Below are 24,822 nucleotides of genomic sequence, written 5' to 3' on the forward strand. Positions count from 1 at the left end.
CCAACCGAAGACCCCCGAAAGGAGAACAACATGGAGGCACTGCTCTTTGAAAACGCACCGTGGCGCTTGGACGCCGCGTGCCGCACCATCGACGCCTCGCTAGGGGAGATCTTCTTCTCCGACGAGCTCCAGAACATCTCTCGGGCCAAGGCCATCTGCGCCGAGTGCCCGGTCATGGCCGAGTGCCTGGAGGGCGCCATCGCTCGCCGCGAGCCGTGGGGCGTGTGGGGCGGCCAGTTGTTCCGCAACGGCAGGGTGCTGACCAGCAAGCGCCGTCGGGGTCGTCCGGCCAAGGTGCCCCGTCCCGAGGACGAGTTCGTCCAGGTGCCGGTGCCCGTACACCTGCGTGAGCGACTCCGCTCGGCCTGATGGCCGGGCGGAACCGCCGGGCGGCGATGGCGGTCGCCGTAGCGCTGTTCGCCGTCGTCGCCGGCTCCTGTGGATCGGGAGCCGGCGACGATGTCCAGGCAACTGAAATCGAGTTTGAGCTGCTCGGCGGGGGCACCGCCACCGTCGAGGACTTTCTCGACCGTCCGGTAGTGCTCAACTTCTTCGCTTCGTGGTGTACGCCGTGCGTAGCCGAGATGCCTGCCCTGGAATCCATCAGCCAGCATCGCTCCGATGTGGCATTCGTCGGCCTGGCCTACAACGACACCCCCACCAGAGCCCGGGAGATCGTGGCCGACACCGGGGTTACCTACCCCACCGGTATGGACCCCAACTCGGCAATCGGGAACGCCTTTGAGATTCTGGGCATGCCCACCACGCTGTTCATCTCCCCCAACGGCGAAGTCGCCTATAAGCACACCGGTGGCCTGACCGCCGACCAGATCACCGAGCACATAAACACCCATCTGACCTCGTAACCAGATGTTCTGCATCCGAACAGCGCTCGAAGTCATCCAGACTCGTTGAAGCCGTTGCGCGCGACCGCTTTCCGCCGTCAAGCTGCGTTAGCGTTGCCCCTCTACGGTTCCCGTCGACCACCACGAGGAGGTCTTCAACCGCAATGCGTCCAGATTCTACCGGCTCTGATGAGGGAGGCCTCCCGAGCTCGCCGGGCCGGGAGACCGACGGCTCTGTCGCTCGAGTGGGGCAGGTTGTGCGCCTGCTGCCCCAGCACAGAGATGACTACATCGCGCTCCATGAGGCGGTATGGCCCGCAGTGCGCACCATGATCAGCGATTGCAACATCAAGAACTACTCGATTTTCGAGAGAGACGGACTGCTGTTCGCCTGCTTCGAGTACGCCGGACACGACTGGAATGCCGACAACGCCAAGATGATGGCAGACCCCACCACGAGGGAATGGTGGAAGCTGACCGATCCGTGCCAGCAACCAGTCCACGGCCATGACGGTCCTCGTCCCTGGGCGTCGATGACCGAAGTGTTCCACCATGACTGAGAACATGGCGGAGGAAAGGTCTGAGGACAGCCACTCAGCCACCGATCGGACAATCGGCGGGATCGTCGCCATGATCGGAGCGGGCGAACTGGCCCCCGCGACCCGCCTGCCGCCCGAGGGCGAGCTAGCCGAGCTGATGGGGGTGTCGAGAGGCTCGCTGCGCGAGGCAATGCGGGTTCTGGCCCATCTCGGGATCGTTGATGTACGAGTGGGCGACGGCACCTATGTCACCGATCTCGACGGTACCAGTCTGCTGCGGGGGTTTGACCTGCTCGGCAAGGTGGCCAACGAGAAGACCGCTCTGGAGACATTTGAGATCCGTCGCATCCTGGAGCCAGCGGCAACGGCTATGGCCGCATCCCGAATCACCGAGGAGCAGCTCGCGGAACTCGAAAATCTCGTAAACGAACTACAGGCCGAGACTGACAGCGACCGGTTCGTCCAGCTCGACATCCAGTTTCATGATCTGATTGCGGCCGCTACCGGCAACGTGTCTCTGCGAATGCTCTGCGCCTCGTTCTCGGCCCGAACGCAAAGGGCCCGCCTAGTGAGAGCTCAGAACTCCGAAGAGAACCTGGCCCGGACGACCGTCGAACACAACGACATCTTCCGCCATATCAAGGATCGAGAACCGGTCTTGGCCGCGGCTGCCGCGACGTCGCACATCGCCAACGTGGAGTATTGGCTGCGACAGGAGCTTTATGCAGCCGCAGCCGATGACTGCCCTGACAAGCTGCCACACATCGACCCGCCGACCGCTGATCCGGCAACAGCAGACTCCGCCACTGTTGGGCCATCACCGGATGCCCGAAGCCCACGGCTTGCCGCCGACGGGGATCCTCGTCGCCACGAGATCGTCGAGGACGGCGCGGTCGACCGGCTCGCGCACCGCGGCGACCACCGCGGCGAGCTCGGTGGGGTTGCTGATGCCCACCAGAACTGACGCGACACCGTCGATCCCAATGGAGTAGCTGAGCGCAGCCGCGACCACCGATACCCCGAGGGCATCGCAACGGTCGATCAGCGCCCGAGCTGCCCTTCTCCGTTCCAGACTCGCCGGATGCCATGGCGGTGGCCCCGCCGGGCTCAGCAGACCCATGTGCAGCGGCGAGGCGGACACCACCCCGCAGCCGTGGGCCCGGGCCGACAGGATCAGCGAGTCGGCGATCGAGCCGTCTAGGAGGTCGCCGTGGCAGTAACTGAGGACCACGTCGATGGCACCAGTCTCGACCACCTCTGCGAGCACATCCAGCGGGTAGCCCGATACTCCCACGAATCGTGCCTTGCCCGATTTCTTGACATCGGCCAGCGCGGGCAGGGCTTCGTCAAAGATGGCCGATGCCTTCCCAAACTCAATGTCGTGGAGGAACAGGATGTCTACGTAGTCGGTGCGCAGCCGGCTCAGGCTCTCGTCGATGGAGGCTGTTATCCGGGCATAGGAGAAGTCGAAGCCATCCTGTTGATGCTGGCCGTAGCGTCCGGCCTTGGTGCTGATGACGGTATCGCCGCGAACACCGGCCAGCGCCCGGCCGAGGCGGGACTCCGACAAGGTGCGCCCGTAGTACGGAGAGGTGTCGAAGAAATTGACCCCCGCCTCTAGGGAGGCCCGCACCGCCCGAACCCCCTCGCTTTCACCGATGGCCCCGTACTCGCCGCCGAGCGGGGCTGAGCCGAAGCCGACGACGGGCAAATCCAAGTCGGTACCCTCCAGCCTGCGCCGCGGCATCATGGCGGCGCAGGCTGGAGTCGTCCCGTTCTCGGGTCAGTCATCAAAGAGGGGAATCCACCTGCGCAGGCACTGCACTGCTGCTAGATGTGATGACGGTCCCAGAGCCCGGGGAGCTCAACCGACGTTGGAGTAGCGTCCGCTCTCCCACTCGGACTGCAAGAAGCGGGAGCCACGTCCTGGGTTGGCGCCGGTATCGACAGATCATCGTTTGCCGTCGGTGGCACCAGTGATCAGCCCAACGAGTTCCGAGCCAGATGACTTCTCCGTGGCCACGATGTCAACCAAGCGTCCGCGGCGAAGCACGGCCACCCGATCCGAGATGTCGAGAACCTGGTCGAGGCTGTGGCTCACGATGACAACGGTGATCCCTGCACGACGCAAGTCACGGACCATCTCCAAGACCTTGTCGGTCTCCTGGACGCCTAACGCCGCAGTGGGTTCGTCCATGAGAAGGACACGAGCGCCGAACGCGGTAGCTCGACCAATGGCAACGGCCTGGCGCTGGCCTCCCGAAAGACGTCGGACAAGTGCTCGTGGCGACGGGACGTTGATGGAGACTTGAGCCAGGATCTCCCCCGCTTGTTCTCGCATCGTCTTCTTGTCAAGAAATCCGAACCTGGTTGTCTCCTCCCGCCCCAGGAACATGTTGGTCGTCGTGTCCTGCGTCTCTACGAGCGCAAGGTCCTGGAAGACCGTTTCGATGCCAAGGACACGTGCCTCGGCCGGCCGGTTGAGCACCACCTGGTCTCCTTCAAAGTAGAGGCGCCCACTCGTAGGCGCATGCACTCCGGCCACAATCTTCATGAGGGTGGATTTGCCGGCCCCGTTATCTCCGACAAGGGCTAGCACTTCGCCCTCGCGCAGGTTGAACGTCACGTCGCTGAGAGCGTGCAACCCGCCAAAGGACTTGCTAATCGCGTCGAGGCGAAGGAGTTCGCTCATTGCTGGGTTGCTCGCTTCCGCAACTGATCGATCAGCACCGCGGACACGATCACAACCCCGACAACGATCGACTGGATGAATGAGGAGTAACCCTCCAGGTTCATCCAGTTCCGGATGACGCGGATGAACAGGGCACCGTAAAAGGCGCCGAGAATGCTGCCCTCCCCGCCGAACAGCGAGATTCCCCCGATAACCACGGCGGCAATCACCTCGAGTTCGAGGCCGACCATGATGCTGCCGTTCGCCGAATCAAGCCGACCGATCTGTATCAGAGCACCTAGACCGGCCAATGCACCAGCCAAAACATAGGCCGTTGTCTTCAGCCGTTGAACCGGCACACCTACGTTCTCGGCAGCGGACTCGTTTCCCCCCAGCGCATAGAGATGCGAGCCGAAGACCCGCCGATTCAACAGCACCCACAGCCCCGCATAGACCGCTGCGGTCAACACGATCGGGAACTCGAGATCGCCGACCAGCTTCCCGCGGCCAATGAACTCGATCTCACTGGCCATGCCGGTGTTGGCGATGCCGCCCGTCAAATGGTTGGCGAGCCCGCGCCAAGCCGACAGTCCACCTAGGGTGACAATGAATGCCGGCAGGCCGCCGTATGCGATCAGCATGCCTTGCGACCAGCCGGCGAGCGAGCCAACCGCGAGCGCGAACGCTATGGCGAACCAACCATTCCAGCCCCACTCCACTGTGGCGATACCAGCCAAGGTGCCAGCTAGTGCACCGATTGCAGCGACCGCGAGATCGATGCCCTTCGTGATGATCACGAGCGCAGCGCCCGCGGCCATGATGGCCACAATCGAAACCTGCGCTAGCACCGTCAGAAGGTTGCGAGAAGTCAGAAAAAACTCGTTCGTGATCGACGCGTAGGCACCAAGCAACAACGTCCCCATCACCGCCCCCGTGTACGGGGGCAGGCCGCCTAGGTGCAGCCTGCCCCCGCCACGGAGCGCCGATTCCGCTCCGAGGGGAATGAGCGGCATTCTACCTAGCCTTCGGCTGCGATGAACTCGGCGAACTCCGGCGGGTTCTCAGCGATGAAGGCATCGACGGTGTCAGCGGTCAGAATCGCGGCGCCGGTGTTCACGTTGGCGTCCACGTCCTCGCCGCAGGCCACACGAATCGCCGCGGTGATCCCATCGAAGCCGATCTGGAACAGGCTCTGAGCCACGATCAGGTCGACCTCTCCTCGCAGCAGCGCTGCAATCGAGTTCGGTGCGCCGTCGAACCCGGCGATAAACGGATCGACGCCCAACGACTCAACCACAGGCAAAGTCGCCATGGTCGCGCCGTCCCACGCATGCGCAATCGCCGCGATGTCGGGGTTCGCGTTGAGCAAATCCTGGACGCCATTTTGTGCCGCCGTCGCATCCCATTCAGTGCTGACCACCAACACGTTCACATTCGGATAGGCGGCAGCCATTCCGTCAACGAAGCCGATCTGGCGGTCGCGACCAGTCTGCTGAGCCTGAGAGCCGGCCACATAGACGACATCCCCCGACCCGCCGATCGCCTCACCGACAAGCTCGGCCTGCTGAGTTGCGGCCGCAAGGTTGTCCGTCGCCACAAGCGACGCCACGTCCCCACCCTCGATAGCGGTGTCAATAGCAACCACCGGGATCCCAGCATCATTGGCGCGCTCAACAGACGGAACAACACCAGCAGAGTCCGTCGGCGCGATCGCCAAAGCATCAACACCACGGTTAATGAGATCCTCGATGACCGGGATCTGCGTGGTGATGTCGTTCTCGTTCGCAGGCCCAACCTCAATCAGCTCGACCCCAGCACCCTCAGCACCAGCATTCACACCGGCGTTGATGATCACCCACGCCTGATTCGTCGCCGACTTCGTCGCATACCCAATCGTCAAATCCTCAGTCACACACTCAGCCGACGGCACAGCAACACCTTCGACACCTTCGGCTGCGATGAACTCGGCGAACTCCGGCGGGTTCTCAGCGATGAAGGCATCGACGGTGTCAGCGGTCAGAATCGCGGCGCCGGTGTTCACGTTGGCGTCCACGTCCTCGCCGCAGGCCACACGAATCGCCGCGGTGATCCCATCGAAGCCGATCTGGAACAGGCTCTGAGCCACGATCAGGTCGACCTCTCCTCGCAGCAGCGCTGCAATCGAGTTCGGTGCGCCGTCGAACCCGGCGATAAACGGATCGACGCCCAACGACTCAACCACAGGCAAAGTCGCCATGGTCGCGCCGTCCCACGCATGCGCAATCGCCGCGATGTCGGGGTTCGCGTTGAGCAAATCCTGGACGCCATTTTGTGCCGCCGTCGCATCCCATTCAGTGCTGACCACCAACACGTTCACATTCGGATAGGCGGCAGCCATTCCGTCAACGAAGCCGATCTGGCGGTCGCGACCAGTCTGCTGAGCCTGAGAGCCGGCCACATAGACGACATCCCCCGACCCGCCGATCGCCTCACCGACAAGCTCGGCCTGCTGAGTTGCGGCCGCAAGGTTGTCCGTCGCCACAAGCGACGCCACGTCCCCACCCTCGATAGCGGTGTCAATAGCAACCACCGGGATCCCAGCATCATTGGCGCGCTCAACAGACGGAACAACACCAGCAGAGTCCGTCGGCGCGATCGCCAAAGCATCAACACCACGGTTAATGAGATCCTCGATGACCGGGATCTGCGTGGTGATGTCGTTCTCGTTCGCAGGCCCAACCTCAATCAGCTCGACCCCAGCACCCTCAGCACCAGCATTCACACCGGCGTTGATGATCACCCACGCCTGATTCGTCGCCGACTTCGTCGCATACCCAATCGTCAAATCCTCAGTCACACACTCAGCCGACGGCACAGCAACACCTTCGGAGCCAGAAGCCTCTGAACCTTCGGAGCCAGAGGCCTCCGAATCGGTGGTGTCGTCACCACAGGCCGACGCAACAAGCGCGAACGTTGCGAGGAGCAGAGCGACCATTCGTAGCCAGCCCACTGGCGCAGCACTTCTGACTGAGCCAGTCGGACGTGCCGACCTCCGCCATCTCTGTTCCGTTCTCATTGTCAAGATCCTCCCTCTTGAGCGTCCCGCGGGCCAGGACGCTGGGCAGCGTCAAGACACGAGACCTTGAACACACATCCAGGATTATTAACCATGAGATAAGAGCTTGTCAACAAAAGATCGGATGATTGGTGGCGCTTCGGAAATCAGGGGGACTGCACGCGGCGGCGGACCTCGTCAAGCGCCTCCCCACGCCCGGCGCGACGCGTCGCCCACCGCGCCGCGCGCGTCGTCAGCAACGCACGCTCGGGCGCGATCTGTGGACTCTGCTCGGTGAACGAGCCAGCCCCGCAATCCTGGCGGGGGCATCTCCAGCGGCGCTTGTGCCACACCAGCCGCACCGGCCTGCCAAACGCCGGCAGGTCCACCAGCACGACCCGCCGCCAGCCTTCATACCGCCATAGGTGCTGCGCCACCGATTCCAGGTCGACTCGGTGATCTCCAACTGACCCAGCACCGAACCCAACTCCTCACCAGCGTTCAAACGACGCTCGCCCTCACGCAGCTTACGCACCGCCTGCTCAGATGTATAGCACTTCCTCTTCATCGTGGTCATCCTCCCATCATCGAAGAATCAGACCCACAACTCATGGACCCAAATCAGGGACCCCTGTCACTCCGGCGGATTTGGAGCCCTTGTCACTGCGGGCGGGGTCGTATGGCGATCTCTTGATGACCAGGGTGGCTCGATTCGGATGTCATCGGCTCTTTCAGGGAATTGCGGTGTCAAGCCGATGCCTTGGTTGACGGATGTGTGCTAATCGAGCTTGAAGACGCAGCGCATGTCCTTCCAGAACTCACCGGGCTGTCTGTCGGGCAACGGCCGTTGCATGTCGCCCATGATGGTCCACCACTCGTTCATGCGGGGGGCTTTGGCGAGTTCTTCCATGCGTTGGTCGAACTTGTCTTCAGGTCCGTGGTATTCGAAGTAGCCGAACAACCAATCGTCATGGCTGTAGATGGAGTAGTTCCTGATCCCAGCCGCACACAGGGCCGACACGATTTCGGGCCAGATGTCTTCATGGAGGTCTGCGTACTCGTTGATCCGAGAGGGGTCTATGCGGATCAGTTGTCCAAAGCGTCTCATGGCTGGGCCTCCAGTCGGTAGATGCGCGCGGCGGTCCCGCCGAAGACCATGTCTTTCTCGGGTCCGGTGAGGGGATCGGTGAGGTCGTGCGCTAGTTGCAAGGTGGTGTCGTAGGATGCGGCGACGAGACAAACCGGCCAGTATGAACCGAACATCACGCGCCCGGGACCGAAGGCGTCGAGCGCGATATAGGCGTACGGGCGGAGCTGATCAGCCGTCCATGATTCCCACTGTGCTTGGGTGACGAGGCCCGACAGTTTGCATGACACGTTCGGAGATTTGGCGAGGTTACCAATCTCGTGTTCCCAGTTTCGGAATTTTGCACTGCCGATGTCCGGTTTTGACAGGTGGTTCGGTCCGCAACTGCGCGACCCGTTTGATGATTGTCTGCGGCGCTGGCTTACACCGTGTCCTCTCACGCATCCCGGCTCCGTCGAGCTGACGGTAGTGCTATTCCCAGTTCCTGGCCAAGCCAGTGCTCGACGTTCGCGACGTGAGATGTCGCCGCGGCTGCTGCGAGGGTCGGCCGACCGCTAGCGATGTAGCGGAAGATGTCTGCGTGTTCTGACCTGGAACGATCCAGGATTCCCTCGACGTGCTGGCTTCTCATGAGTCGGGCACGTTGTGTTTGGCCGGAGAGGCCTGAGCAGAGTGTGCGGAGGGCGACGTTGCCGGTTGCCTCGACGATGGCATCGTGGAAGCAGATGTCGAGGTGGACGAAGCGCTCGCGGTCGTCCTCGACCGCGAGCTGCCCGAGCAAGCCTTCAAGATGTTCAAGTTGCTCGTCGGTAATCCGTGTCGCGGCGATAGCAGCTGCGCTTGACTCGAGAATTCTTCGGATTTCGAAGATCTCCAGCACGGTCGTCTCGTTCGCTACTTGACCGATCAAGGTGAGTCCGCCCAGCAGGTTGGCGCCGTTGAGTTCGGTCACGTACGTACCATCCCCCACGCGCACGTCGAGGATGCCGAGATAGGCCAGGATTCGTACCGCCTCGCGTAGCGAGCCTCTGGAGACGCCAAGCTGGCTGGCGAGGTCGGCCTCACGTGGAATTCGAGAGGCAACCTTCAACTGCTGATCTGAGATCATCCCGACGATGGCGGTCATGATCCGATCAGTTGTTGATGTTGGAGACGCACCGTTGGGATTAGCTAAGTCGGGTTGGGACTGTGCGGGCATAGGGGGACAGTACCACCCATAGATCGGATTATCTAAGGTAGATCGGATTGCTTCAGACCAATCATCCGATCTTTGAGAGCGTGCGCGGGTAGGTGACCATCTACCGATCGTCGGGTTGTCTCGAGGTTTCCAGCAGGGTGTCGGCGGCTATCGCAGTGGCTGAGCGCAGAGCCTCGGGGTCGACGTTGATCGGTGCGGCTGCGAGGCCTGTTTCGGCAACATGGATCTTGGGCCGCTTGATCACCCGGGCGGTGAGGTTGCGGGTCTAGGCCGGCAGTTCGTGCACCATGAAGACCATGTGCAGCCAACCCAGGGACCACCACTCCAGAGATTGGAGTACACGGAGTCGCACCTCCAGCCGAGGACCCCGATCGAGCCCGACCAGCGCGCCGAGTCCAACCGCCGCAGCGAGCCGCAGTGCTACATCAACCTCTCCCGGGCTCATCGCTCCGCGCGCAGCCGCAGGTCACGAGATCCATTCCGTTCCGTCGGGAAACCCATACCGGCGTTCGACGCCGGCCACGAACTCGCTCGAACTCCCCGGCGATGTAGGGAGTCGGTACGCACCTCCTGTAACCGTCACCGGATCGGCCATGTGCTCGTGAAGATGATCCACGTACTCCAGAGAGAGTGGCGCGGTATCGTGGGCGACGCACACCGCGTTGAAGTAGACGAAGTGCTGCACGGCCTCGCACAGACCCACTCCACCGGCGTGTGGAATGACTTCGACCTTCGACTTCCGAGCCAGCATGATCAGCGCCAACAGGTCGTTCACACCGCCAACCCGTGTCGCGTCGATCTGCAACACTGATGCGCCGCCTGCAGCGAGGAGCTGCTTCGCCATCACGGGGTTTGCGAGGTGCTCGCCGGTCGCGATCGGTGTCGGGGCCACGGCGTGCGCGATCGTCGCGTGGCCCAACACGTCGTCGGGGTGGGTCGGCTCTTCAACCCACCGCAAGTTGAAGTCCGCGAACGCCCTCACCGACGCGATGGCGGTCTCGACGTCCCAGCGCTGGTTGGCATCGACAGCGATATCGACGCTGGCGCCGAGCGCATGCCGGGCGATCTCCAGCCGGCGCAGGTCCGAGTCGAGATCCTCGCCGACTTTTAGCTTCACGAGCGAGAAGCCGGCCTCGCGGGCCTCAACGCACAGCCGTTCCAGCTTGCCATCGCTGTATCCGAGCCATCCTGGTGACGTCGTGTATGCCGCGAGACCCAGTTGTTCGAAGCAGGCTCTTCGCGAGTCGCGAAGCGGGGCCTGCTCCTCAAGCAGTTCGCGCGCTTCGCCCGGATCCAGACAGTCCCGCAGGTAGGTCCAGTCGATCTGGTCGACGACCTCAGTCGGCGAGAGCTGGCACAGCTCTCGCCACAGCGGTATTCCGGCGCGGCGCGATCGCAAGTCCCAGATCGCGTTCACGACGGCGCCGATCGCCATGTGCATGACACCCTTGTCGGGGCCAAGCCACCGGAGCTGGCTGTCCCAGGCCAGCTCCCGCATCGCCGCTGCTGGGTCCGCGCACAGACCGTCTGCGTCGCGGCCGGTGAATCGTTGTGCGGCTTCCTCGATCGCAGCCACCTGCACGTTGTTGCCGCGACCGATGGTGAAAACAAAGCTGTGGCCAGACCAGTCAGTGTCACTGGTCTCCAGGGTGAGCGCCGCCGCCGAGTAGTCCGGGGCAGGATTCATGGCGTCCGACCCGATCAGCGAGCGGCTCGTCGGGAACCGCAGATCGCGCACACACACCCGGGTCACGGTTGTCACGAGGCAACCTCGGTGCGTTGAGTTCCCAACCCTTCGATACGGACCTCGATCTGGTGGCCAGGACGAAGATACTGCGGCGGGGTGTGGCCCAGCCCGACGCCGGAGGGAGTGCCGGTGTTGATGATGTCGCCCGGCTCCAGCTTGAGAAACTGGCTGATGTACCACACCAGATATCTCGGTGAGAAAATCATCTGTGTCGTGGAGCTCGCTTGCTTCAGCTCGCCGTCGACTGACAGCCGAAGGTGCTTGTCCGCGGGGTCGAAGTCGGATGCTGGAACGAGCACTGGGCCCAGAGGGTTGAACGTTGGGCACGACTTGCCCTTGACCCACTGACCACCGCGCTCGAGTTGATAGGCCCGTTCGGAGACATCGTTGGAGATTGCGTAGCCAGCGATCGCGGCTTGGGCCGTTTCCTCGTCGGGAAGACGCCACGCGTCAGAGCCGATGACGACTGCGAGTTCGACCTCCCAATCCGTCTTGCTTGAGTCCGGCGGGACGACAAGGTCGTCACTGGGACCAACGATGGTATTGGTCGCCTTGAAGAACAGGATCGGTTCGTCGGGGGGAGCCATACTGGACTCCAGCGCGTGGTCGAGGTAGTTCAGGCCGACACAAACAAGTGACCTCGTCCCGCACACTGGAGGCCCGAGTCGGTCCCCAGGCCCGACATCGAGACCCGGGAGTTCGCCCGCAACAGCCGCCGCCCTCACTTGCGCGATGGTGCCGCTCGCCAGAAAGCTCGGGTCTACGTCCTGCGTGACCGCAGTGAGCTCATACAGCGAGCCCTCGTGAAAATACGCGGGGCGCTCGTGACCATCTGGCCCAACGCGGACGAATCCACCGGACACGTCGGCGAGGAGATCCATCATGTCGTAAGGCCGAAGGCGTGGCGGTGATAGGACGAGTCAAGGTGAGCGCGCATCGCTTTGGCCGCAGCCGCTGAGTCGGCCTCGGCGATTGCCTCCACGATTGCCACATGCTCATCGGACGTATCCACGATCCCGGTCGAGGGGTGATGGAGGCGGTAGATGTGCAGGTGCGGGCGCAGCGCAGCCAGGGACTCCGCCATAAACGGATTGTCCGCAGCCGTGGCGATCGCTGTATGAAAGCGACGGTCCCAATCTGTGTGATGCCGGTAGCGGTCGTAGTCGCCGCCTCTCTCCCAACCCGCCGCCAACACGGCGAGTTCGCGCAGCCCGTCGATCTCGGCACTGTCGACCCGCTCTGCCGCCAATGCTGCGAGCTGGGGCTCTAGCGCATAGCGCGCTTCCATCAACCGATCGAAACCCTTGGCGTCGAGGATTGGCGTCACCCGATATCCGGCCAGCGAGACATAGACGGCTAGCCCCTCAGCGGCGAGCCGCGAAAGCGCTTCGCGCACGGGCGTCTGAGACACACCGAAAGAGTCTGCGAGCGCGTCGATCCCAAGCTTCTCATTAGGACCGAAGGAGTGATCGAGGATCTGGGCCCGGATTGCGTCATAGGCGCTGTCCACGAGCGTCGCCCGCTTCAACCGCCATGGCGCGACAGCACCAACCTCTTCCTTCATGGTCTAGATCCTATAGGATCTATGTTGTGTACCAACGCTTGGCCTTCCTGGCGAGACCGTGCGAGCTAAAATACATCCTATAGCATATGGCAGTGAAGTTGGCGACGACGGTCATTCCGCCTTTCGGCCTTGGCACCGCCCCACTCGGCGGCTTGTACGAAAACGTGAGCCACGATGAGGGCGTCGCAACGGTGCTCGCAGCCCTCGACGCCGGCTACGAGTACCTAGATACAGCGCCACTGTACGGATACGGACGTGCGGAGAGCATCGTCGGTGACGCGTTGCGTCACGCTGAGTCGATGCCGATGGTGTCGACGAAGGTAGGTCGTTTACTTGACCACACGACTGTCCGACCCACAGGCGACATGTTCGCCGGCGCCGTCGGTGCGTTTCAATGGGACTTCTCCGCCAGCGGTGTGCGCCGAAGCCTCGAATCAAGCCTCGACAGGCTCGGCCTCGACCGCGTCGACGTCGCGTTCATCCACGACCCTGACCGCTTCGCCGACCAAGCTCTCGCCGAGGCCTATCCCGAGATGGAAGCTCTCAGGAGTGAAGGCCTCGTTGGTCTCATTGGCATTGGCATGAACGAGCCTCAGCTACCCACGCGGTTCGTCCGCGACACGGACATTGACGTCATGCTGATCGCCGGCCGTTACACCCTGCTGGACCGCTCCGCTGCGGAGGAGCTGTTGCCCGAAGCCATCAGACGCGGGGTTCACGTCATCGCGGCCGGTGTGTACAACTCGGGAATCCTGACCGGTGACGAAGCGACCCCACACTTCGACTACGCGCCCGCGCCACAGAAGCTCGTCGAGCGGACCGACGTGCTCGCCTGTGTCTGCGACCGCTTCGGAACCAAGCTGCGAACCGCCGCGGTGCAGTTTCCGAGTCGGCACCCCGCAGTCGACACAGTGCTCGTCGGCGCCCGCAGCCCGCTCGAGGCTGCCGAGAATCTCCAGAACTTCACCGCTGCCGTTCCGCATGGACTCTGGGGAGTATTGGAGACCGTCAGTGTGGACTGACGCACATCACCACGTGTGGGACCCGACCCGTCGACCGCAACCGTGGATGGACCCGACATGGCCCATCAATCGTCCCTTCGACGCCGACGACCTCGCCGCGGCAGCTAGAGGGACTCCCGTCAGCTCATCGATCGTCGTCCAGACGACCCCGAGGCTCGACGAGACCATCGATCTTCTCGACTTAGCTCACGCGAACCCCAGCGTGACTGGCGTGGTCGGATGGCTTGATCTCCTCACCCCCCTCAGCCCGCAACTCGACGCACTGTCGACGTCAGAAGGCATCGCTCACCTCGTTGGGATTCGTCACCAAGCCGAAGACGAACACGACCAGCAATGGCTAGCCAGAGACGACGTTGGCGCGGCTATCCGGCAGCTGGGCCGCTATGACCTCGCCTTCGACTTGCTCGTCCGACCTCACCAACTCCAGGCCGCCATCACTTTGGCACGGGCCACCGCCACAACCACGAGGCTCGTCTTGAACCACTGCGGGAAGCCTCCGATCGGCGACGACCTGACGACTTGGCGTTCCCGCTTCAACGAACTCGCCGGCTTCGACCATGTGGCGTGCAAGCTATCCGGCCTCGTCACTGAGGCCAACTGGAGCCGGTGGACCCATTCCGACCTTGAGCCCGTCGCCCACGCTGCACTCGACGCATTCGGACCCGAACGGCTGATGTTCGGGTCGGACTGGCCCGTGTGCCTCCTCGCCGCTTCCTACGCCGAAGTGGTCACCACGGCCAAGGACCTCACTGCCCGCCTGAGCCGCAGCGAACGCGCCGCCATCTTCAGTGGGACAGCTCGCAAGTGGTACCGCCTCCCCTCCCGAGAAGAGGATCGATGCTAGACATCCTCCGCTCCGTACTCCGGTTCCGTCGATTCGAGACCGATCCAGTGGCGCGGCGCCTCCAGCGAATCGCCAACATCTCGGACCTACGACTCGCCGCCAAGAAACGCCTTCCGGCTGGAGTCTTCGACTACATCGACGGCGGCGCAGACGACGAGATCACCCTGCGCCGCAACACAACCGCCTTCTCCGACATCACCTTTCGACCCCGAGTACTTCGAGACGTGTCCGGGGGCGAGACATCCACGACGATCCTGGGCAAGCCCGCCGCGGCGCCCCTGATCTTGGCGCCCACAGGGTTTTGCCGCATAGCCGATCCGGCCGGCGAACTGGCGGTTAGCCGGGCGGCGGCCGCCGCCGGTATCCCGTACGCGCTCTCGACTCTCGCAACGCGCTCACTCGAAGAGATCAAGCTCGCACAGCAGTCGGTGTCGCCCCCGCTCGGCTTCTCAGCCCCCCGGCGCTGGTTTCAGGTCTACGTGTGGAAGGACCGGGACCTCCTCCAGGAGCTACTCCACCGCGCCGAACGAAGCGGCGTTGACACGATCGTCATCACTGTCGACACCGCCGTACTCGGGCGACGAGAACGCGACGTTCGCCGCGGGTTCACCCTCCCACCCAAGATCGGCCTCGACACCATCGTCCAGGGCGCGCTCCACCCTCGCTGGACCACACGATTCGTCACGTCCGAACCTATCAGGTTCGCGAACGTGACCGGCTCCGCCGCGCCCGACGGCACCGACGCCATCTCATTGAGCGACCACGTGAACAGCCAGTTTGATCAACGCCTCTCATGGGATGACATAACGTGGTTTCGAGACCGATGGTCTGGCCACATCGTGCTCAAGGGCATCCAAACCGTCGCCGACGCCCGCGTCGCCGCGACCCACGGTGTCGACGCCATTGCGCTCTCGAACCACGGTGGCCGCCAACTTGACGGCGCTCCCGCACCGATCGACCTCGTCCGTCCGGTCGCGGAAGCACTCGGTGGCAGCATCGAGATCTTCTGCGACGGCGGCGTACGTCGCGGCAGCGACATCCTCAAGGCGCTCAGCCTAGGAGCGACTGCCTGCTTCGTCGGTCGCCCATATCTGTACGGCCTCGCGGTTGCGGGCGAACGGGGAGTGGAATGGGTCATCGACTTCTTGTGCGACGGGCTCCTGCAGTCAATGGCGCTGTCGGGCATCGTCGCACCCGATCAAGCCACATCAGAGCTGATCGCATTCGGCGCCGTCGACAACCAACGACAACGCTAGGAGGCCCGCCGTCGACCTCAGCGCGCTGAGACCGGCCTTCGGCGAGGGTTACAGAGCGTGCTCCCTGGGGACCCCGAGTGTTCGGCCCCGGACTAGCCGCCCCGCCAGACGAACATGTGTCGGTTCGAGTGAGGTTTCGACCATTGCGATCGCCCTGCGCGCCGCAGTTCGACCGATCTCCTCCACGGGCTGACTCCAGGTCGTCAAGCCGAGCGCAGGACTTGAGAGCGCGCCGATCCCGTCGTAGCCCGTTAGGGATATGTCCTCCGGCACGCTCAGTCCTCAGGCGGCCAGCGTCTCCCACGCACCAATCATGACTGGGTCATTGGCGCACATCAGCACGGTGATGTCACCGACGACCTTCCGCAGTGCCGCTTCGTTCGGGGCGTCACGGCCTGCGGCAATCGGTACAGCGACCGCATCGCAACCTGCCTCATGCAACCCGCGCAACAGTCGCTCGGACCTGTAACCCTGTGTCATCGACTCTGCGTCAGAAACCTGAACGACATCGATTCGCTTGTGGCCGGCGGCCTGCACCTCCGCGATCAGAGATTCGATCCCTGTGCAATCATCGGACACGGTTGTGAGTCCCGCCGGCGCGCTCACCGACCCCGCGACAACCAGCGGCACATGTCGAGCTACCTGTCGAGGCGCTCATTGTCGATGCGACCGCTCGCCACGATGATTGCTTCGCTACGAAGACTCCTGAGGTAGTCGATCGGCCCGGCCGACCTGTTCGTGGCGCCGGTGCTTGTTGCCGACGCGACGCTGTACCCCGCCGCGTCGGCCTCCTCGGAAATCGCCGCGGCGAGCAGTCCGTAAAACTCGGTACCAATCGCGCGGACGTACAGACCAATGGTTCGGAAGCCATCCGTCCGGAGGGCGGTCGCGCCAAAGTCCTTCACATAGCCAAGCTCGGTCGCAGCCTCCCGCACACGACGTCGGACCTCAGCGGAGACGCCTGGCTGGTCCAGCAGGGCAGGGCTATCGGTTGACTTCGAGGTGCCAGCCGCCGTCGCGACGTCGATGATCGAGACTCGCCGCTGCCGTGCCATGGAATACCAAGCTAGTGGTCAATCACGAGGGTCCAGGCGAATCGTAGTCAGCCGCCACGCCAAGGTGATCAATGACCCACTCCGAGTGGTCGTCATCGGGGCGGCCGATCGTCCAAGCGCCACGGACTCCCAGCCCAGGAGACGCGAACTGGAAATCGAGTGTGTATTCGGGGGGCTGTCACCAGAGCACGACATCAGCATTCTGACCGGCCTGCAGGCGGCGCACCTGCTGCGCGATGCCGGCACCGACGTGAGCCTCATCTACTGGACGAAGCAGGCGAGATTCGAGAGCGTGCCCTCTGATGCAGAGGCCGAGGACTTCGCGGGGCCGGAGCGGGCGGGTTTCTCTGCGGTCGAGTTCACGATTCCGGGCGGCTTCGTTGAACCGGGCCGCCGACGGAGTCGGCCCCTCGACATCGATGTCGTGTTGAACTGCTGCCACGGTGGTCCGGGCGAGGACGGCGGTTTGGACTCGCTGCTCCGTCTAGCCGGAATGCGTGTCACGGGACCCAACGCCAGGTCCTGTGCCGTGTCAATGGACAAGCTGGCAACCACAGCGGTCGCCGATGCGATCGGTATCGAGACGATCCCGAGTACTCCGTTCGAACCGGGGGCCGAATTTGCTGCCCCGTTCGGTCCACCGTGGGCGGTCAAGCCGCGCTTCGGCGGTTCGTCGATCGGCGTGGAGGTCGGGGTCGACGATGTTGCGACGATCAGGGCGCTTTCGCAGGGCGCCTCGGCGCGTTCAGGTCTTGTGGTGCAGCCGTACCTTGAAGGATGGGTCGATCTGAATATCGCTGTGCGCACCTACCCCCGACTGCAGGTGTCGGCCATCGAGCGACCTTTGTCAGACGGTGTCTACGACTACGCCACCAAGTATCTCTCAGGTGCGGAGGGGATGGAGTCCGCGCCTCGTGAACTGCCCGCCGATCTGCCTTCGGGGATCAGGGCGACGATCGAGGACGCCGCTGGGACTCTCGCGGGGGCACTGCAGATCAGCGGAGCACCGCGGGTGGACTTTCTGTGGGACGGCGACGGCACGGTCCTGTTGAACGAGATCAATCCGATCCCCGGCGTCTTCGGGTTGTACCTGTGGTCCGGCGTCGGAGTTGACCGGGTGACGTTGCTCACTGATCTGCTCACCGAGGCCGAGAATCAGCCCGTTCACCCCGGATCGTGGAACCCTGCGAGCGACGGCGCGGCGCTGCGGTCTGCCCGCGATATAGCTACCAAACTCGCCTAGTCGACCCGAGGTCAGCCACCGCTAGGGCACGTTCTGGGCACCAAGGCCCTACATTTATCGGCTTGCGGCTCGACCCACGACGAGGTGACCCCGATGAGTGACCAGAAGAGACGAGAAGAAGAGTGACAAGAAATGGACCGTTGACGACATCGCCGACCAGACCGGCCGGGTGGCGATCGTGACTGGTGCCAACACCGGTCTCGGCCTTGAAACGGCGCGAGCCTTGGCGGGCAGCGGCGCTTTGGTTGTACTCGCCGTGCGCAGTCTCGACAAGGGGCAGGAGGCCATCGAAGCGATCCGCTCCCACCATGGAGGGGCGAGCCTGGAGTTGCTGACGCTCGATCTGGCGTCCCTAGACTCGATCCGCAGTGCCGCAGCGGAGTTGGGCGAGCGATTCGAGCGAATCGACCTGCTCATCAACAACGCCGGGGTCATGTACACGCCGCGGTCAAAGACTGCCGACGGATTCGAAATGCAGTTAGGCACGAATCATCTGGGCCACTTCGCGTTCACTGGTCTGGTTCTGGACCGTTTGCTGGGCGTGGCCGGTTCGCGGGTGGTCACCGTGAGCAGCGTCGGTCACCGCATTCTCTCGAAGATCGACTTCGACGATCTCGGAGCCGAGCGGCGCTACAACCGGGTGGCCGCATACGGTCGTTCGAAGCTGGCGAATCTGCTGTTCACCTACGAGTTGGAGCGTCGTCTGCGCTCGGCGGGTGCTGAGACGATGGCCTTGGCTGCTCATCCCGGCGGGTCGGATACTGAGCTTGGACGCCATATTCCCGGGGGCCGGTTGTTCGAGCCGATGTTGAGGGTGATGGCGCAGAGCGCGGCTATGGGCGTCCTTCCGACGTTGCGGGCCGCTGTCGACCCTGATGCGCATGGCGGGCAGTACTACGGCCCCGACGGTTTCCAGGAGACCCGTGGTCACCCGGTGTTGGTGTCCTCCAGCGACCGTTCCCACGACGCGCCGACGCAACAACGCCTCTGGACCGCCTCAGAAACCCTCACCACCGTGCATTTTCCTGTGTGACGATCTGCCAATTCGTTGCGCTCCTCGCCGTTCACGCCAGCCGTAGTTCTTATTTCCGTCGGAATCGCGGCTTGCCTCAGGAGGCCCGCGCGACCAGTCGGACATCGGCAGACAAGACTTCGGCGATTCGCTGCAACGTCCTGGCCGTCGGACTAGTGACGCCCCGCTCGATACGGCTGACGTCACCTTGATCGATCCCGCAGCGCGCGGCCAGTTCAACCTGGGTCAAACCATTTCGTTCACGCAACTCGACTATCTGTATTGCAATGTCGTACGCCTGAGCCAACACCGCAGCCTGCGCCTCAGCGTCAGCACCAAGCCGCGCCCGACGCTTCTTCGTGGCCTGCTCATATGTGCGCTTCATCGCTGACACCTCCTCCCCTCAGTATGGGTTATTTACCATACGATGTCAACTCTGCCGCCCTGCAACTATTGACGACGATGACGCTCCTTGAACGGCGCAAGCATCTTGCGTGCGTGAGCGATCTGGCGCACGATCCGCCCCGATGACGCTTCGACGGGGGCAGCGCCGCAGAGAGCGGCACTCACTCCCCCTGATTTCCGAAACGTCACCAATCATCTAATCCCTAAGAGCGAAAATCGATACAAAAGGTCATTTTTGACCCATAACTAAACATAAGATCCGATCTTTTCTTGACAAGGTCCTATCTCATGGTCAACAATGCTGGATGTGGGTTACCTAGCCCCATCGCAACCGGGATTCAGCGCAGAGATGCGCCCGACATCCATCGAAGCGTTCCAGTTAAGACCCGGCTCGGCCTCCCCATGAGCCTGACCACCGACTTCACAGGCACCGCTGCGATTGTGACCGGTGGATCCTCTGGAATCGGGCTGGCAACAGTGCAGGCGTTGACAGCGCGGGGTGCTGGGGTGATCTCACTCGATCTCGCGTGCCCCATCGGCGAGTCCGTCTCCTGGATCGCCTGTGATGTCTCCGATGACGAATCAGTAGAGAGCGCTGTCGGCGAGCTCGCGGATCTGCTGGGCCGCCTCGATGTGGTGATCAACAACGCGGGAATCGGTGCAATCGGTCGTGTCGACGACAACTCCGATCAGGAGTGGGCCAGGGTCTTAGATGTCAACGTGCTGGGCATCGCCCGCGTCAGCCGCGCTGCCCCCCCCCCCTCATCTCTGCGACTCTGACCACGCCGCCATCGTCAACACCGGGTCGATCGCCGCGTCAGCGGGGCTTCCCCAGCGGGCTCTCTACAGCGCCACGAAGGGTGCCGTCCACGCGCTCACACTGGCCATGGCCGCCGATCACGTCCGTGACGGGATTCGCGTCAACGTAGTCGCACCCGGGACAACCGACACGCCCTGGGTGCAGCGGCTCCTCGATCAGGACCCGAATCCAGACATCGAACGCGAAGCGCTCAAGCGCAGGCAGCCACTAGGCCGGCTCACCACCGCCGAGGAGGTCGCGTCGGCGATCTGCTACCTGGCCAGTCCAGCGGCAGGATCCACTACCGGAACGATTCTCGCCGTTGATGGCGGCATGCACGGCCTCCGAGTCCCACCGAACACCCAATGAAACGAACAGCAAGAAACGGACCATCCACAATGACAAGAAACGGACCATCCACAATGAAACGAACAGCAGGCAAGACAATGATCGTGCTTAGTGCAGCGGCGCTGCTCCTTGCGACTTTCGTCTTCCCCTCTTCCGCCGACGTCTCCGACACCACCGCACCCACCATCGACAGCCTCGCCGTGAGTTCGTCACCGAGCACCGGCGACGTCTACGGCAGCGGCGAAGCCATCGAGGTGACGGTGACCTTCGACGAGAACGTCGCGGTGACCGGCACGCCGCAGCTCACCCTCACCGTCGGCGCCGAGGACAGGGTAGCGGAGTGCGTGGCCCACTCCAGCATCGCCACCAAGCTGGTGTGCTCGTACACGGTGGCCGCCGGCGACGCCGACACCGACGGCATCTCCATCGGGGCCAACCAGCTGGCGCTCAACGGCGGCACCGTCAAGGACAGGGCCGTCACGCCCAACGACGCCGTGCTGACCCACGACGCGGTGAGCGCGCAGGCAAGCCACAAGGTCATCTCGGCGCCGGCGGCGGTCCTGCCCGTGCCTCATCAGCGTCAGATAGACTGGCAGGAGCAGGAGTTTACTGCGTTCGTTCACTTCGGTATCAATACGTTCAACGACGTTGAATGGGGTGATGGTACGGCGTCGCCTTCTAGCTTTAATCCTACCGAGCTTGACACTGATCAATGGGTGCAGGCTTATAAGGCAGCGGGAATGAACATGGTGATACTCACTGCCAAACACCACGACGGGTTTACGCTGTGGCCTTCTTCTACGGCTCCGAACTATTCGGTCGCCGCTACTCCTTGGAAGAGCGGGAAGGGTGATGTAGTCAAGGATCTGGAGACCTCTGTTCGTAAGTATGGCTTGGATTTCGGGATCTACATCTCTTCATGGGATCGTTATCAGGAGGACGTCCTCCAAAAGACGAGCGATGAGTACAACGACATCTTTAATGCTCAGCTCACTGAGGTGCTGTCGAATTACGGCGAAATCAAGGAGGTGTGGTTCGATGGCGCTTCCCAGAGTCAGTACACGATAAACTGGGACCGGCACTACACGACGGTTCGTACACTTCAGCCGGATGCGGTCATTGCCATCCAAGGTCCAGATGTGGACTGGATTGGCAATGAAAACGGCGATGGCAAGGATCCCTTGTGGAGTCCCCAGGAGAAGACACCCAATGGGTCGAAAGCAGCCCAAGAAGCAATTTACAGGAAATTCAACACGGGTGGCGCGTTGGTGGACTCAGCGTTTCTAGGCGGCTCTAACACTGGCCCTAAGAACATCTTTTGGAAGCCGCAAGAAGTTGATGTCTCGATTCGTCCTGGTTGGTTCTGGCATGCTGACGAGAACAATAGGTTGAAGTCCCTGAAGCGGATGCAGCAGATGTATTACGGGTCTGTTGGCGGTAATTCTCTGTTCTTGCTGAACGTGCCACCTGATACACGCGGCCTGCTGCATGAGAATGATGTGGCGCGGTTGAAGGAGTTCGGCGACCTGATCGAGCGTACGTTCGCCACAGACTTCACTGATGGTGCTACGGCCACTGCCAGTAATGTGCGCGGTGCTGGAGTTGTGTCCACGTACGCGGCCTCGAACCTGATCGACGACGACGACGACACCTACTGGACTACCGACGACTCGATCACCAGCCCGTCCTTTACCGTGACGTTCGATGCGGTGAAGAGTGTTGGGCTGGTCCAGTTGCAAGAGTACATTCAACTGGGTCAGCGGGTGCAGACCTTCAAGGTTGAGGCGATGGTCAGTGGGTCTTGGACCCAGGTTGCGACCGGTAACACTATCGGCTACAAGCGTATTCTTGAACTGTCGGAGCCGGTGACGACAGATAAGATTCGTGTGACTTTCACGTCCAGCCGCGATATACCGGTGATTCATTCGTTCGGTGCGTACGCCCGGCCGGTCGTGCCAACGCCGAATCACACTCGGGCAAACAACGTGGCCTACCAGAGCCACGCAACCCAGAGCAGCCAGAATGGGTCTGCGGCGGCTGAACGCGCTGTTGACGGCAACACCAACGGTCAATTCTCGGAAGGCAGCGTGACCCACACCGCTGATAATGAGAGTAACCCATGGTGGCAAACTGATCTTGGAGCCAGCTTCAACATCAGCGAGATCAAGCTCTGGAATCGCACCGACTGTTGTGGCAGCCGCTTAAGCAACTTTCACGTCTTCGTCTCCGATTCACCGTTTACTTCCAACGATGCAGAAGTCATTCGTACTACAGCGGGTGTGTGGCATCATCGGCACACCGGCACTGTGGGGACGACGGGCGTTATCTCAGTTCCGAACGTGAGCGGACGTTACGTGCGCATTCAGTTGACGGCGAGCCTACCGCTGCACTTGGCGGAGGTGGAAGTCATCGGGTCGGCAAAAAACCTGGTCGGCAGCGGCACAGGTTCGGCTAGTGGTTCTGTTGTTGGTCATGGGCCGGTGAAAGCGTTCGACGGTTCGTACACGACCAGCTGGCGTGTTGAGTCCGGTACGGCATGGATTTCCTACTCGTTCGGGTCCACCGGGCGCCCCAACGTCACCGGATACACCGTCACTGCGGCTACAACTGGATTGAACCCACCGACCGGTTGGACCTTCGAGGGGTCGAATGACGGCGGAACCACGTGGACGTCTTTGGACACCCAAACCGATCAGACGTTCATCCGGGGTCAGCGCAGGACGTACTCGATAGAATCCGATCAGACGTTCAACATCTATCGCTTCAGCATGACCAACAGCGCGAGCGGCACGATAGACGTCGCCGAAATCGAGCTTTACGCTGGACCGATTGGTCCGTCTTTGGTTACGAATGTTGCGACGGGTGGCACGGCGACCCAGTCGAGCGCTCAAGAGATGCACACCGCGAGCGCGAGCGCGAGCAAGGCGATCGATGGGGATACCGATGGAAGGTACCCCGACGTTTCTCATACGAGTGATTCGTCTGTTGCTAATGAATGGTGGCAGGTGGATCTGGGCTCCTCCCATTTGCTCGACCGGATTGTGGTTTGGAACCGGACGGATTGTTGCGGCAACCGGTTGAACCCGTATTACGTGTTGGTGTCGGAGACGCCGTTCGGTAGTAGCACGCTTACTGAGTTGTTGGCTGATAACTCGGTCACCCACTTCGAATTCACTTCTGCGCCTAATCCGAACCAGACGGTCACGCCGACCGCTACTTTGACGGGTCGGTATGTGCGAGTGCAGCTCGGCGGTTCGACCGTGAGACCCTTGGCCCTGGCCGAGGTGCAGGTCTACGGGCTCCCCCTGCCGGACACCACAGCGCCCACCATCGACAGCCTCGCCGTCACCTCCACCCCCGCCGCAGGCGGCACCTACAAGAGCGGCGAGAAGATCGAGTTCGCCGTCACCTTCACCGAGCCGGTCACGGTGACCGGCAAGCCCAAACTGGCCATCACCTTGGGCAGCAACGCCATGGGCACCAAAACCCGCCAGGCGGCCTACGAGAGCGGCAGCAGCTCCAAGACGCTGATCTTCTCCTACACCTCGTATGACCGCGAGGAGGACCTCGACGGCGTGAGTATCACCGGCGGCACCGTCCTCTCACTGCCCATCGGGTCCACGATCAAAGACGCCGCCAACAACAGCGCGGTGCTCACCCACACCGCTGGGCTGGCTGCACAGAGCGGGCACCTGGTCGACACGATTCGGCCCGCCAAGCTCACCGGGTTCTCCACATCGCACAGCGCCAGCCAGGTCGGCCAGGTCACGGTGCTGTGGACGGTGCCCTGCGACTACTCCATCACCGGATACCAGTACCGCACGAAGGTCGGCACAGCCGCCTACGGCAGCTGGACCGACATCCCCGGCAGCTCGCTCAACCGCGACACCGACGCCAACAAGCTGTACTTCGTCGTGACCGGTCTCGAGAACGTCGACATCCCCGGCATCGCGTGGGCGCCGGTGTTTAACCGCATCCAGGTGCGCGCCCGAGACACGGTCAACTTCGGGAAGCCGGTGGTCGCAGCGGTCGGGTTCAACACGTTCTCAGTGGGCCGGTGACTCGGTCTTCTCGACGAGCAGGAACCACAACCTCTACAACCTCTCGCCCGTGCTCAGGCCTCGGCGGCCTGCACGCAGCCCGCACGGCGCTG

Annotated in this window: 26 protein-coding genes and 2 pseudogenes; 12 read left to right on the forward strand and 16 right to left on the reverse strand. The window is 62.6% G+C overall.

What is annotated here, in order from left to right:
- Positions 1 to 30: 30 nt before the first annotated feature.
- The 4 genes and pseudogenes from ACOGJC_RS06855 to ACOGJC_RS06870 form a co-directional block, all read left to right on the forward strand.
- Positions 31 to 369, forward strand: coding sequence for a WhiB family transcriptional regulator (locus tag ACOGJC_RS06855; protein ID WP_419847763.1), 339 nt, complete (start codon positions 31 to 33; stop codon positions 367 to 369).
- A complete protein-coding gene (locus ACOGJC_RS06860; protein WP_419847764.1) occupies positions 369 to 866 on the forward strand; it encodes a TlpA family protein disulfide reductase in 498 nt (165 codons plus the stop codon). The genes ACOGJC_RS06855 and ACOGJC_RS06860 overlap by 1 nt, the downstream gene beginning before the upstream one ends.
- 143 nt (positions 867 to 1,009) lie before the next feature.
- Positions 1,010 to 1,405: an L-rhamnose mutarotase gene (locus tag ACOGJC_RS06865; protein WP_419847765.1), complete on the forward strand. Its 396-nt coding sequence runs from the start codon at positions 1,010 to 1,012 to the stop codon at positions 1,403 to 1,405.
- A 70-nt stretch (positions 1,406 to 1,475) separates the two neighbouring features.
- Positions 1,476 to 2,063, forward strand: a pseudogene (locus ACOGJC_RS06870) (FadR/GntR family transcriptional regulator); the annotation flags it as partial.
- Positions 2,064 to 2,201: 138 nt separating this feature from the next.
- Here ACOGJC_RS06870 and ACOGJC_RS06875 read toward each other — a convergent pair.
- From ACOGJC_RS06875 to ACOGJC_RS06895, 5 genes are all read right to left on the reverse strand, one after another.
- On the reverse strand, positions 2,202 to 3,101 hold the full coding sequence (locus tag ACOGJC_RS06875; RefSeq protein ID WP_419847766.1) for an aldo/keto reductase: 900 nt from the start codon (positions 3,099 to 3,101) through the stop codon (positions 2,202 to 2,204).
- Between the two features lie 234 nt (positions 3,102 to 3,335).
- Positions 3,336 to 4,076, reverse strand: a complete 741-nt coding sequence (locus ACOGJC_RS06880; RefSeq protein WP_419847767.1) for an ATP-binding cassette domain-containing protein — start codon at positions 4,074 to 4,076, stop codon at positions 3,336 to 3,338.
- Positions 4,073 to 4,978, reverse strand: coding sequence for an ABC transporter permease (locus ACOGJC_RS06885; protein WP_419847768.1), 906 nt, complete (start codon positions 4,976 to 4,978; stop codon positions 4,073 to 4,075). Before ACOGJC_RS06885 ends, ACOGJC_RS06880 begins: the two co-directional genes overlap by 4 nt.
- Before the next feature lie 95 nt (positions 4,979 to 5,073).
- On the reverse strand, positions 5,074 to 6,891 hold the full coding sequence (locus ACOGJC_RS06890) for a sugar ABC transporter substrate-binding protein (RefSeq protein ID WP_419847769.1): 1,818 nt from the start codon (positions 6,889 to 6,891) through the stop codon (positions 5,074 to 5,076).
- 365 nt (positions 6,892 to 7,256) lie between these two features.
- The gene (locus ACOGJC_RS06895) at positions 7,257 to 7,526 is read right to left on the reverse strand and encodes a transposase family protein (protein ID WP_419847770.1); all 270 of its coding nucleotides are present in this window, start codon (positions 7,524 to 7,526) and stop codon (positions 7,257 to 7,259) included.
- Positions 7,527 to 7,658: 132 nt separating this feature from the next.
- Here ACOGJC_RS06895 and ACOGJC_RS06900 point away from each other — a divergent pair, with 132 nt between their 5' ends.
- Positions 7,659 to 7,871 (forward strand): amidase family protein, encoded by a 213-nt coding sequence (locus ACOGJC_RS06900; protein WP_419847771.1) that lies wholly within the window; start codon positions 7,659 to 7,661, stop codon positions 7,869 to 7,871.
- Here ACOGJC_RS06900 and ACOGJC_RS06905 read toward each other — a convergent pair.
- The 7 genes from ACOGJC_RS06905 to ACOGJC_RS06935 all read right to left on the reverse strand — a co-directional run bounded on the left by ACOGJC_RS06905 (position 7,868) and on the right by ACOGJC_RS06935 (position 12,685).
- On the reverse strand, positions 7,868 to 8,197 hold the full coding sequence (locus ACOGJC_RS06905; RefSeq protein ID WP_419847772.1) for an L-rhamnose mutarotase: 330 nt from the start codon (positions 8,195 to 8,197) through the stop codon (positions 7,868 to 7,870). The two genes, ACOGJC_RS06900 and ACOGJC_RS06905, sit on opposite strands and share 4 nt — an antisense overlap.
- Positions 8,194 to 8,616 (reverse strand): amidohydrolase family protein, encoded by a 423-nt coding sequence (locus ACOGJC_RS06910; RefSeq protein ID WP_419847773.1) that lies wholly within the window; start codon positions 8,614 to 8,616, stop codon positions 8,194 to 8,196. Before ACOGJC_RS06910 ends, ACOGJC_RS06905 begins: the two co-directional genes overlap by 4 nt.
- Complete coding sequence (locus ACOGJC_RS06915; protein ID WP_419847774.1) at positions 8,613 to 9,302, reverse strand: FadR/GntR family transcriptional regulator; 690 nt, start codon at positions 9,300 to 9,302, stop codon at positions 8,613 to 8,615. Before ACOGJC_RS06915 ends, ACOGJC_RS06910 begins: the two co-directional genes overlap by 4 nt.
- Positions 9,303 to 9,639: 337 nt before the next feature.
- Positions 9,640 to 9,819, reverse strand: a complete 180-nt coding sequence (locus ACOGJC_RS06920; RefSeq protein ID WP_419847775.1) for a hypothetical protein — start codon at positions 9,817 to 9,819, stop codon at positions 9,640 to 9,642.
- 21 nt (positions 9,820 to 9,840) lie between these two features.
- Positions 9,841 to 11,136 (reverse strand): enolase C-terminal domain-like protein, encoded by a 1,296-nt coding sequence (locus ACOGJC_RS06925; RefSeq protein WP_419847776.1) that lies wholly within the window; start codon positions 11,134 to 11,136, stop codon positions 9,841 to 9,843.
- Positions 11,133 to 12,005, reverse strand: coding sequence for a fumarylacetoacetate hydrolase family protein (locus tag ACOGJC_RS06930; protein WP_419847777.1), 873 nt, complete (start codon positions 12,003 to 12,005; stop codon positions 11,133 to 11,135). The genes ACOGJC_RS06925 and ACOGJC_RS06930 overlap by 4 nt, the downstream gene beginning before the upstream one ends.
- Entirely contained in the window at positions 12,002 to 12,685 is a 684-nt protein-coding gene (locus tag ACOGJC_RS06935) for a GntR family transcriptional regulator (protein ID WP_419847778.1), read from the reverse strand. The genes ACOGJC_RS06930 and ACOGJC_RS06935 overlap by 4 nt, the downstream gene beginning before the upstream one ends.
- A 92-nt stretch (positions 12,686 to 12,777) precedes the next feature.
- Here ACOGJC_RS06935 and ACOGJC_RS06940 point away from each other — a divergent pair, with 92 nt between their 5' ends.
- From ACOGJC_RS06940 to ACOGJC_RS06950, 3 genes are read left to right on the forward strand one after another with little or no spacing between them, the layout of a single operon-like run.
- Complete coding sequence (locus tag ACOGJC_RS06940) at positions 12,778 to 13,707, forward strand: aldo/keto reductase (RefSeq protein WP_419847779.1); 930 nt, start codon at positions 12,778 to 12,780, stop codon at positions 13,705 to 13,707.
- Complete coding sequence (locus ACOGJC_RS06945; RefSeq protein ID WP_419847780.1) at positions 13,667 to 14,551, forward strand: amidohydrolase family protein; 885 nt, start codon at positions 13,667 to 13,669, stop codon at positions 14,549 to 14,551. Before ACOGJC_RS06940 ends, ACOGJC_RS06945 begins: the two co-directional genes overlap by 41 nt.
- On the forward strand, positions 14,545 to 15,807 hold the full coding sequence (locus ACOGJC_RS06950; RefSeq protein WP_419847781.1) for an alpha-hydroxy acid oxidase: 1,263 nt from the start codon (positions 14,545 to 14,547) through the stop codon (positions 15,805 to 15,807). The genes ACOGJC_RS06945 and ACOGJC_RS06950 overlap by 7 nt, the downstream gene beginning before the upstream one ends.
- Before the next feature lie 48 nt (positions 15,808 to 15,855).
- On the opposite strand, the gene ACOGJC_RS06955 is transcribed toward ACOGJC_RS06950, so the two are convergent.
- Genes ACOGJC_RS06955 through ACOGJC_RS06965 form a run of 3 tightly spaced genes read right to left on the reverse strand, consistent with a single transcriptional unit; the run spans position 15,856 to position 16,862 of the window.
- A complete protein-coding gene (locus tag ACOGJC_RS06955; protein WP_419847782.1) occupies positions 15,856 to 16,080 on the reverse strand; it encodes a substrate-binding domain-containing protein in 225 nt (74 codons plus the stop codon).
- Positions 16,081 to 16,089: 9 nt separating this feature from the next.
- Entirely contained in the window at positions 16,090 to 16,386 is a 297-nt protein-coding gene (locus ACOGJC_RS06960; RefSeq protein ID WP_419847783.1) for a hypothetical protein, read from the reverse strand.
- A 59-nt stretch (positions 16,387 to 16,445) separates the two neighbouring features.
- Positions 16,446 to 16,862 (reverse strand): LacI family DNA-binding transcriptional regulator, encoded by a 417-nt coding sequence (locus ACOGJC_RS06965; RefSeq protein WP_419847784.1) that lies wholly within the window; start codon positions 16,860 to 16,862, stop codon positions 16,446 to 16,448.
- Between the two features lie 85 nt (positions 16,863 to 16,947).
- Between ACOGJC_RS06965 and ACOGJC_RS06970 the strand changes: the two genes are divergently transcribed.
- On the forward strand, positions 16,948 to 18,105 hold the full coding sequence (locus ACOGJC_RS06970) for a D-alanine--D-alanine ligase family protein (RefSeq protein ID WP_419847785.1): 1,158 nt from the start codon (positions 16,948 to 16,950) through the stop codon (positions 18,103 to 18,105).
- A 97-nt stretch (positions 18,106 to 18,202) separates the two neighbouring features.
- Complete coding sequence (locus ACOGJC_RS06975) at positions 18,203 to 19,138, forward strand: SDR family NAD(P)-dependent oxidoreductase (RefSeq protein WP_419847786.1); 936 nt, start codon at positions 18,203 to 18,205, stop codon at positions 19,136 to 19,138.
- A gap of 76 nt (positions 19,139 to 19,214) precedes the next feature.
- Here ACOGJC_RS06975 and ACOGJC_RS06980 read toward each other — a convergent pair whose 3' ends face one another.
- Positions 19,215 to 19,502, reverse strand: coding sequence for a helix-turn-helix domain-containing protein (locus ACOGJC_RS06980; protein WP_419847787.1), 288 nt, complete (start codon positions 19,500 to 19,502; stop codon positions 19,215 to 19,217).
- Between the two features lie 422 nt (positions 19,503 to 19,924).
- On the opposite strand from ACOGJC_RS06980, the pseudogene ACOGJC_RS06985 reads away from it, so the two are divergent.
- Both ACOGJC_RS06985 and ACOGJC_RS06990 read left to right on the forward strand, forming a co-directional pair.
- Positions 19,925 to 20,690: pseudogene (locus ACOGJC_RS06985) on the forward strand (SDR family NAD(P)-dependent oxidoreductase).
- Between the two features lie 53 nt (positions 20,691 to 20,743).
- Positions 20,744 to 24,730, forward strand: coding sequence for a discoidin domain-containing protein (locus tag ACOGJC_RS06990; protein ID WP_419847788.1), 3,987 nt, complete (start codon positions 20,744 to 20,746; stop codon positions 24,728 to 24,730).
- Positions 24,731 to 24,822 lie beyond the last annotated feature (92 nt).

The organism is Candidatus Poriferisocius sp., from assembly GCF_965204015.1.
Taxonomy (GTDB): domain Bacteria; phylum Actinomycetota; class Acidimicrobiia; order Acidimicrobiales; family Bin134; genus Poriferisocius.

What these genes read in the sequence shown, in the direction of transcription:
- ACOGJC_RS06855 (WP_419847763.1), top strand. Translation starts at nt 31, where the DNA reads ATGGAGGCACTGCTCTTTGAAAACGCACCGTGGCGCTTGGACGCCGCG.
- ACOGJC_RS06860 (WP_419847764.1), top strand. Translation starts at nt 369, where the DNA reads ATGGCCGGGCGGAACCGCCGGGCGGCGATGGCGGTCGCCGTAGCGCTG.
- ACOGJC_RS06865 (WP_419847765.1), top strand. Translation starts at nt 1,010, where the DNA reads ATGCGTCCAGATTCTACCGGCTCTGATGAGGGAGGCCTCCCGAGCTCG.
- ACOGJC_RS06880 (WP_419847767.1), bottom strand. Translation starts at nt 4,076, where the DNA reads ATGAGCGAACTCCTTCGCCTCGACGCGATTAGCAAGTCCTTTGGCGGG.
- ACOGJC_RS06885 (WP_419847768.1), bottom strand. Translation starts at nt 4,978, where the DNA reads ATGGGGACGTTGTTGCTTGGTGCCTACGCGTCGATCACGAACGAGTTT.
- ACOGJC_RS06905 (WP_419847772.1), bottom strand. Translation starts at nt 8,197, where the DNA reads ATGAGACGCTTTGGACAACTGATCCGCATAGACCCCTCTCGGATCAAC.
- ACOGJC_RS06915 (WP_419847774.1), bottom strand. Translation starts at nt 9,302, where the DNA reads ATGACCGCCATCGTCGGGATGATCTCAGATCAGCAGTTGAAGGTTGCC.
- ACOGJC_RS06920 (WP_419847775.1), bottom strand. Translation starts at nt 9,819, where the DNA reads ATGAGCCCGGGAGAGGTTGATGTAGCACTGCGGCTCGCTGCGGCGGTT.
- ACOGJC_RS06930 (WP_419847777.1), bottom strand. Translation starts at nt 12,005, where the DNA reads ATGATGGATCTCCTCGCCGACGTGTCCGGTGGATTCGTCCGCGTTGGG.
- ACOGJC_RS06935 (WP_419847778.1), bottom strand. Translation starts at nt 12,685, where the DNA reads ATGAAGGAAGAGGTTGGTGCTGTCGCGCCATGGCGGTTGAAGCGGGCG.
- ACOGJC_RS06945 (WP_419847780.1), top strand. Translation starts at nt 13,667, where the DNA reads ATGGACTCTGGGGAGTATTGGAGACCGTCAGTGTGGACTGACGCACAT.
- ACOGJC_RS06950 (WP_419847781.1), top strand. Translation starts at nt 14,545, where the DNA reads ATGCTAGACATCCTCCGCTCCGTACTCCGGTTCCGTCGATTCGAGACC.
- ACOGJC_RS06965 (WP_419847784.1), bottom strand. Translation starts at nt 16,862, where the DNA reads ATGGCACGGCAGCGGCGAGTCTCGATCATCGACGTCGCGACGGCGGCT.
- ACOGJC_RS06980 (WP_419847787.1), bottom strand. Translation starts at nt 19,502, where the DNA reads ATGAAGCGCACATATGAGCAGGCCACGAAGAAGCGTCGGGCGCGGCTT.
- ACOGJC_RS06990 (WP_419847788.1), top strand. Translation starts at nt 20,744, where the DNA reads ATGAAACGAACAGCAGGCAAGACAATGATCGTGCTTAGTGCAGCGGCG.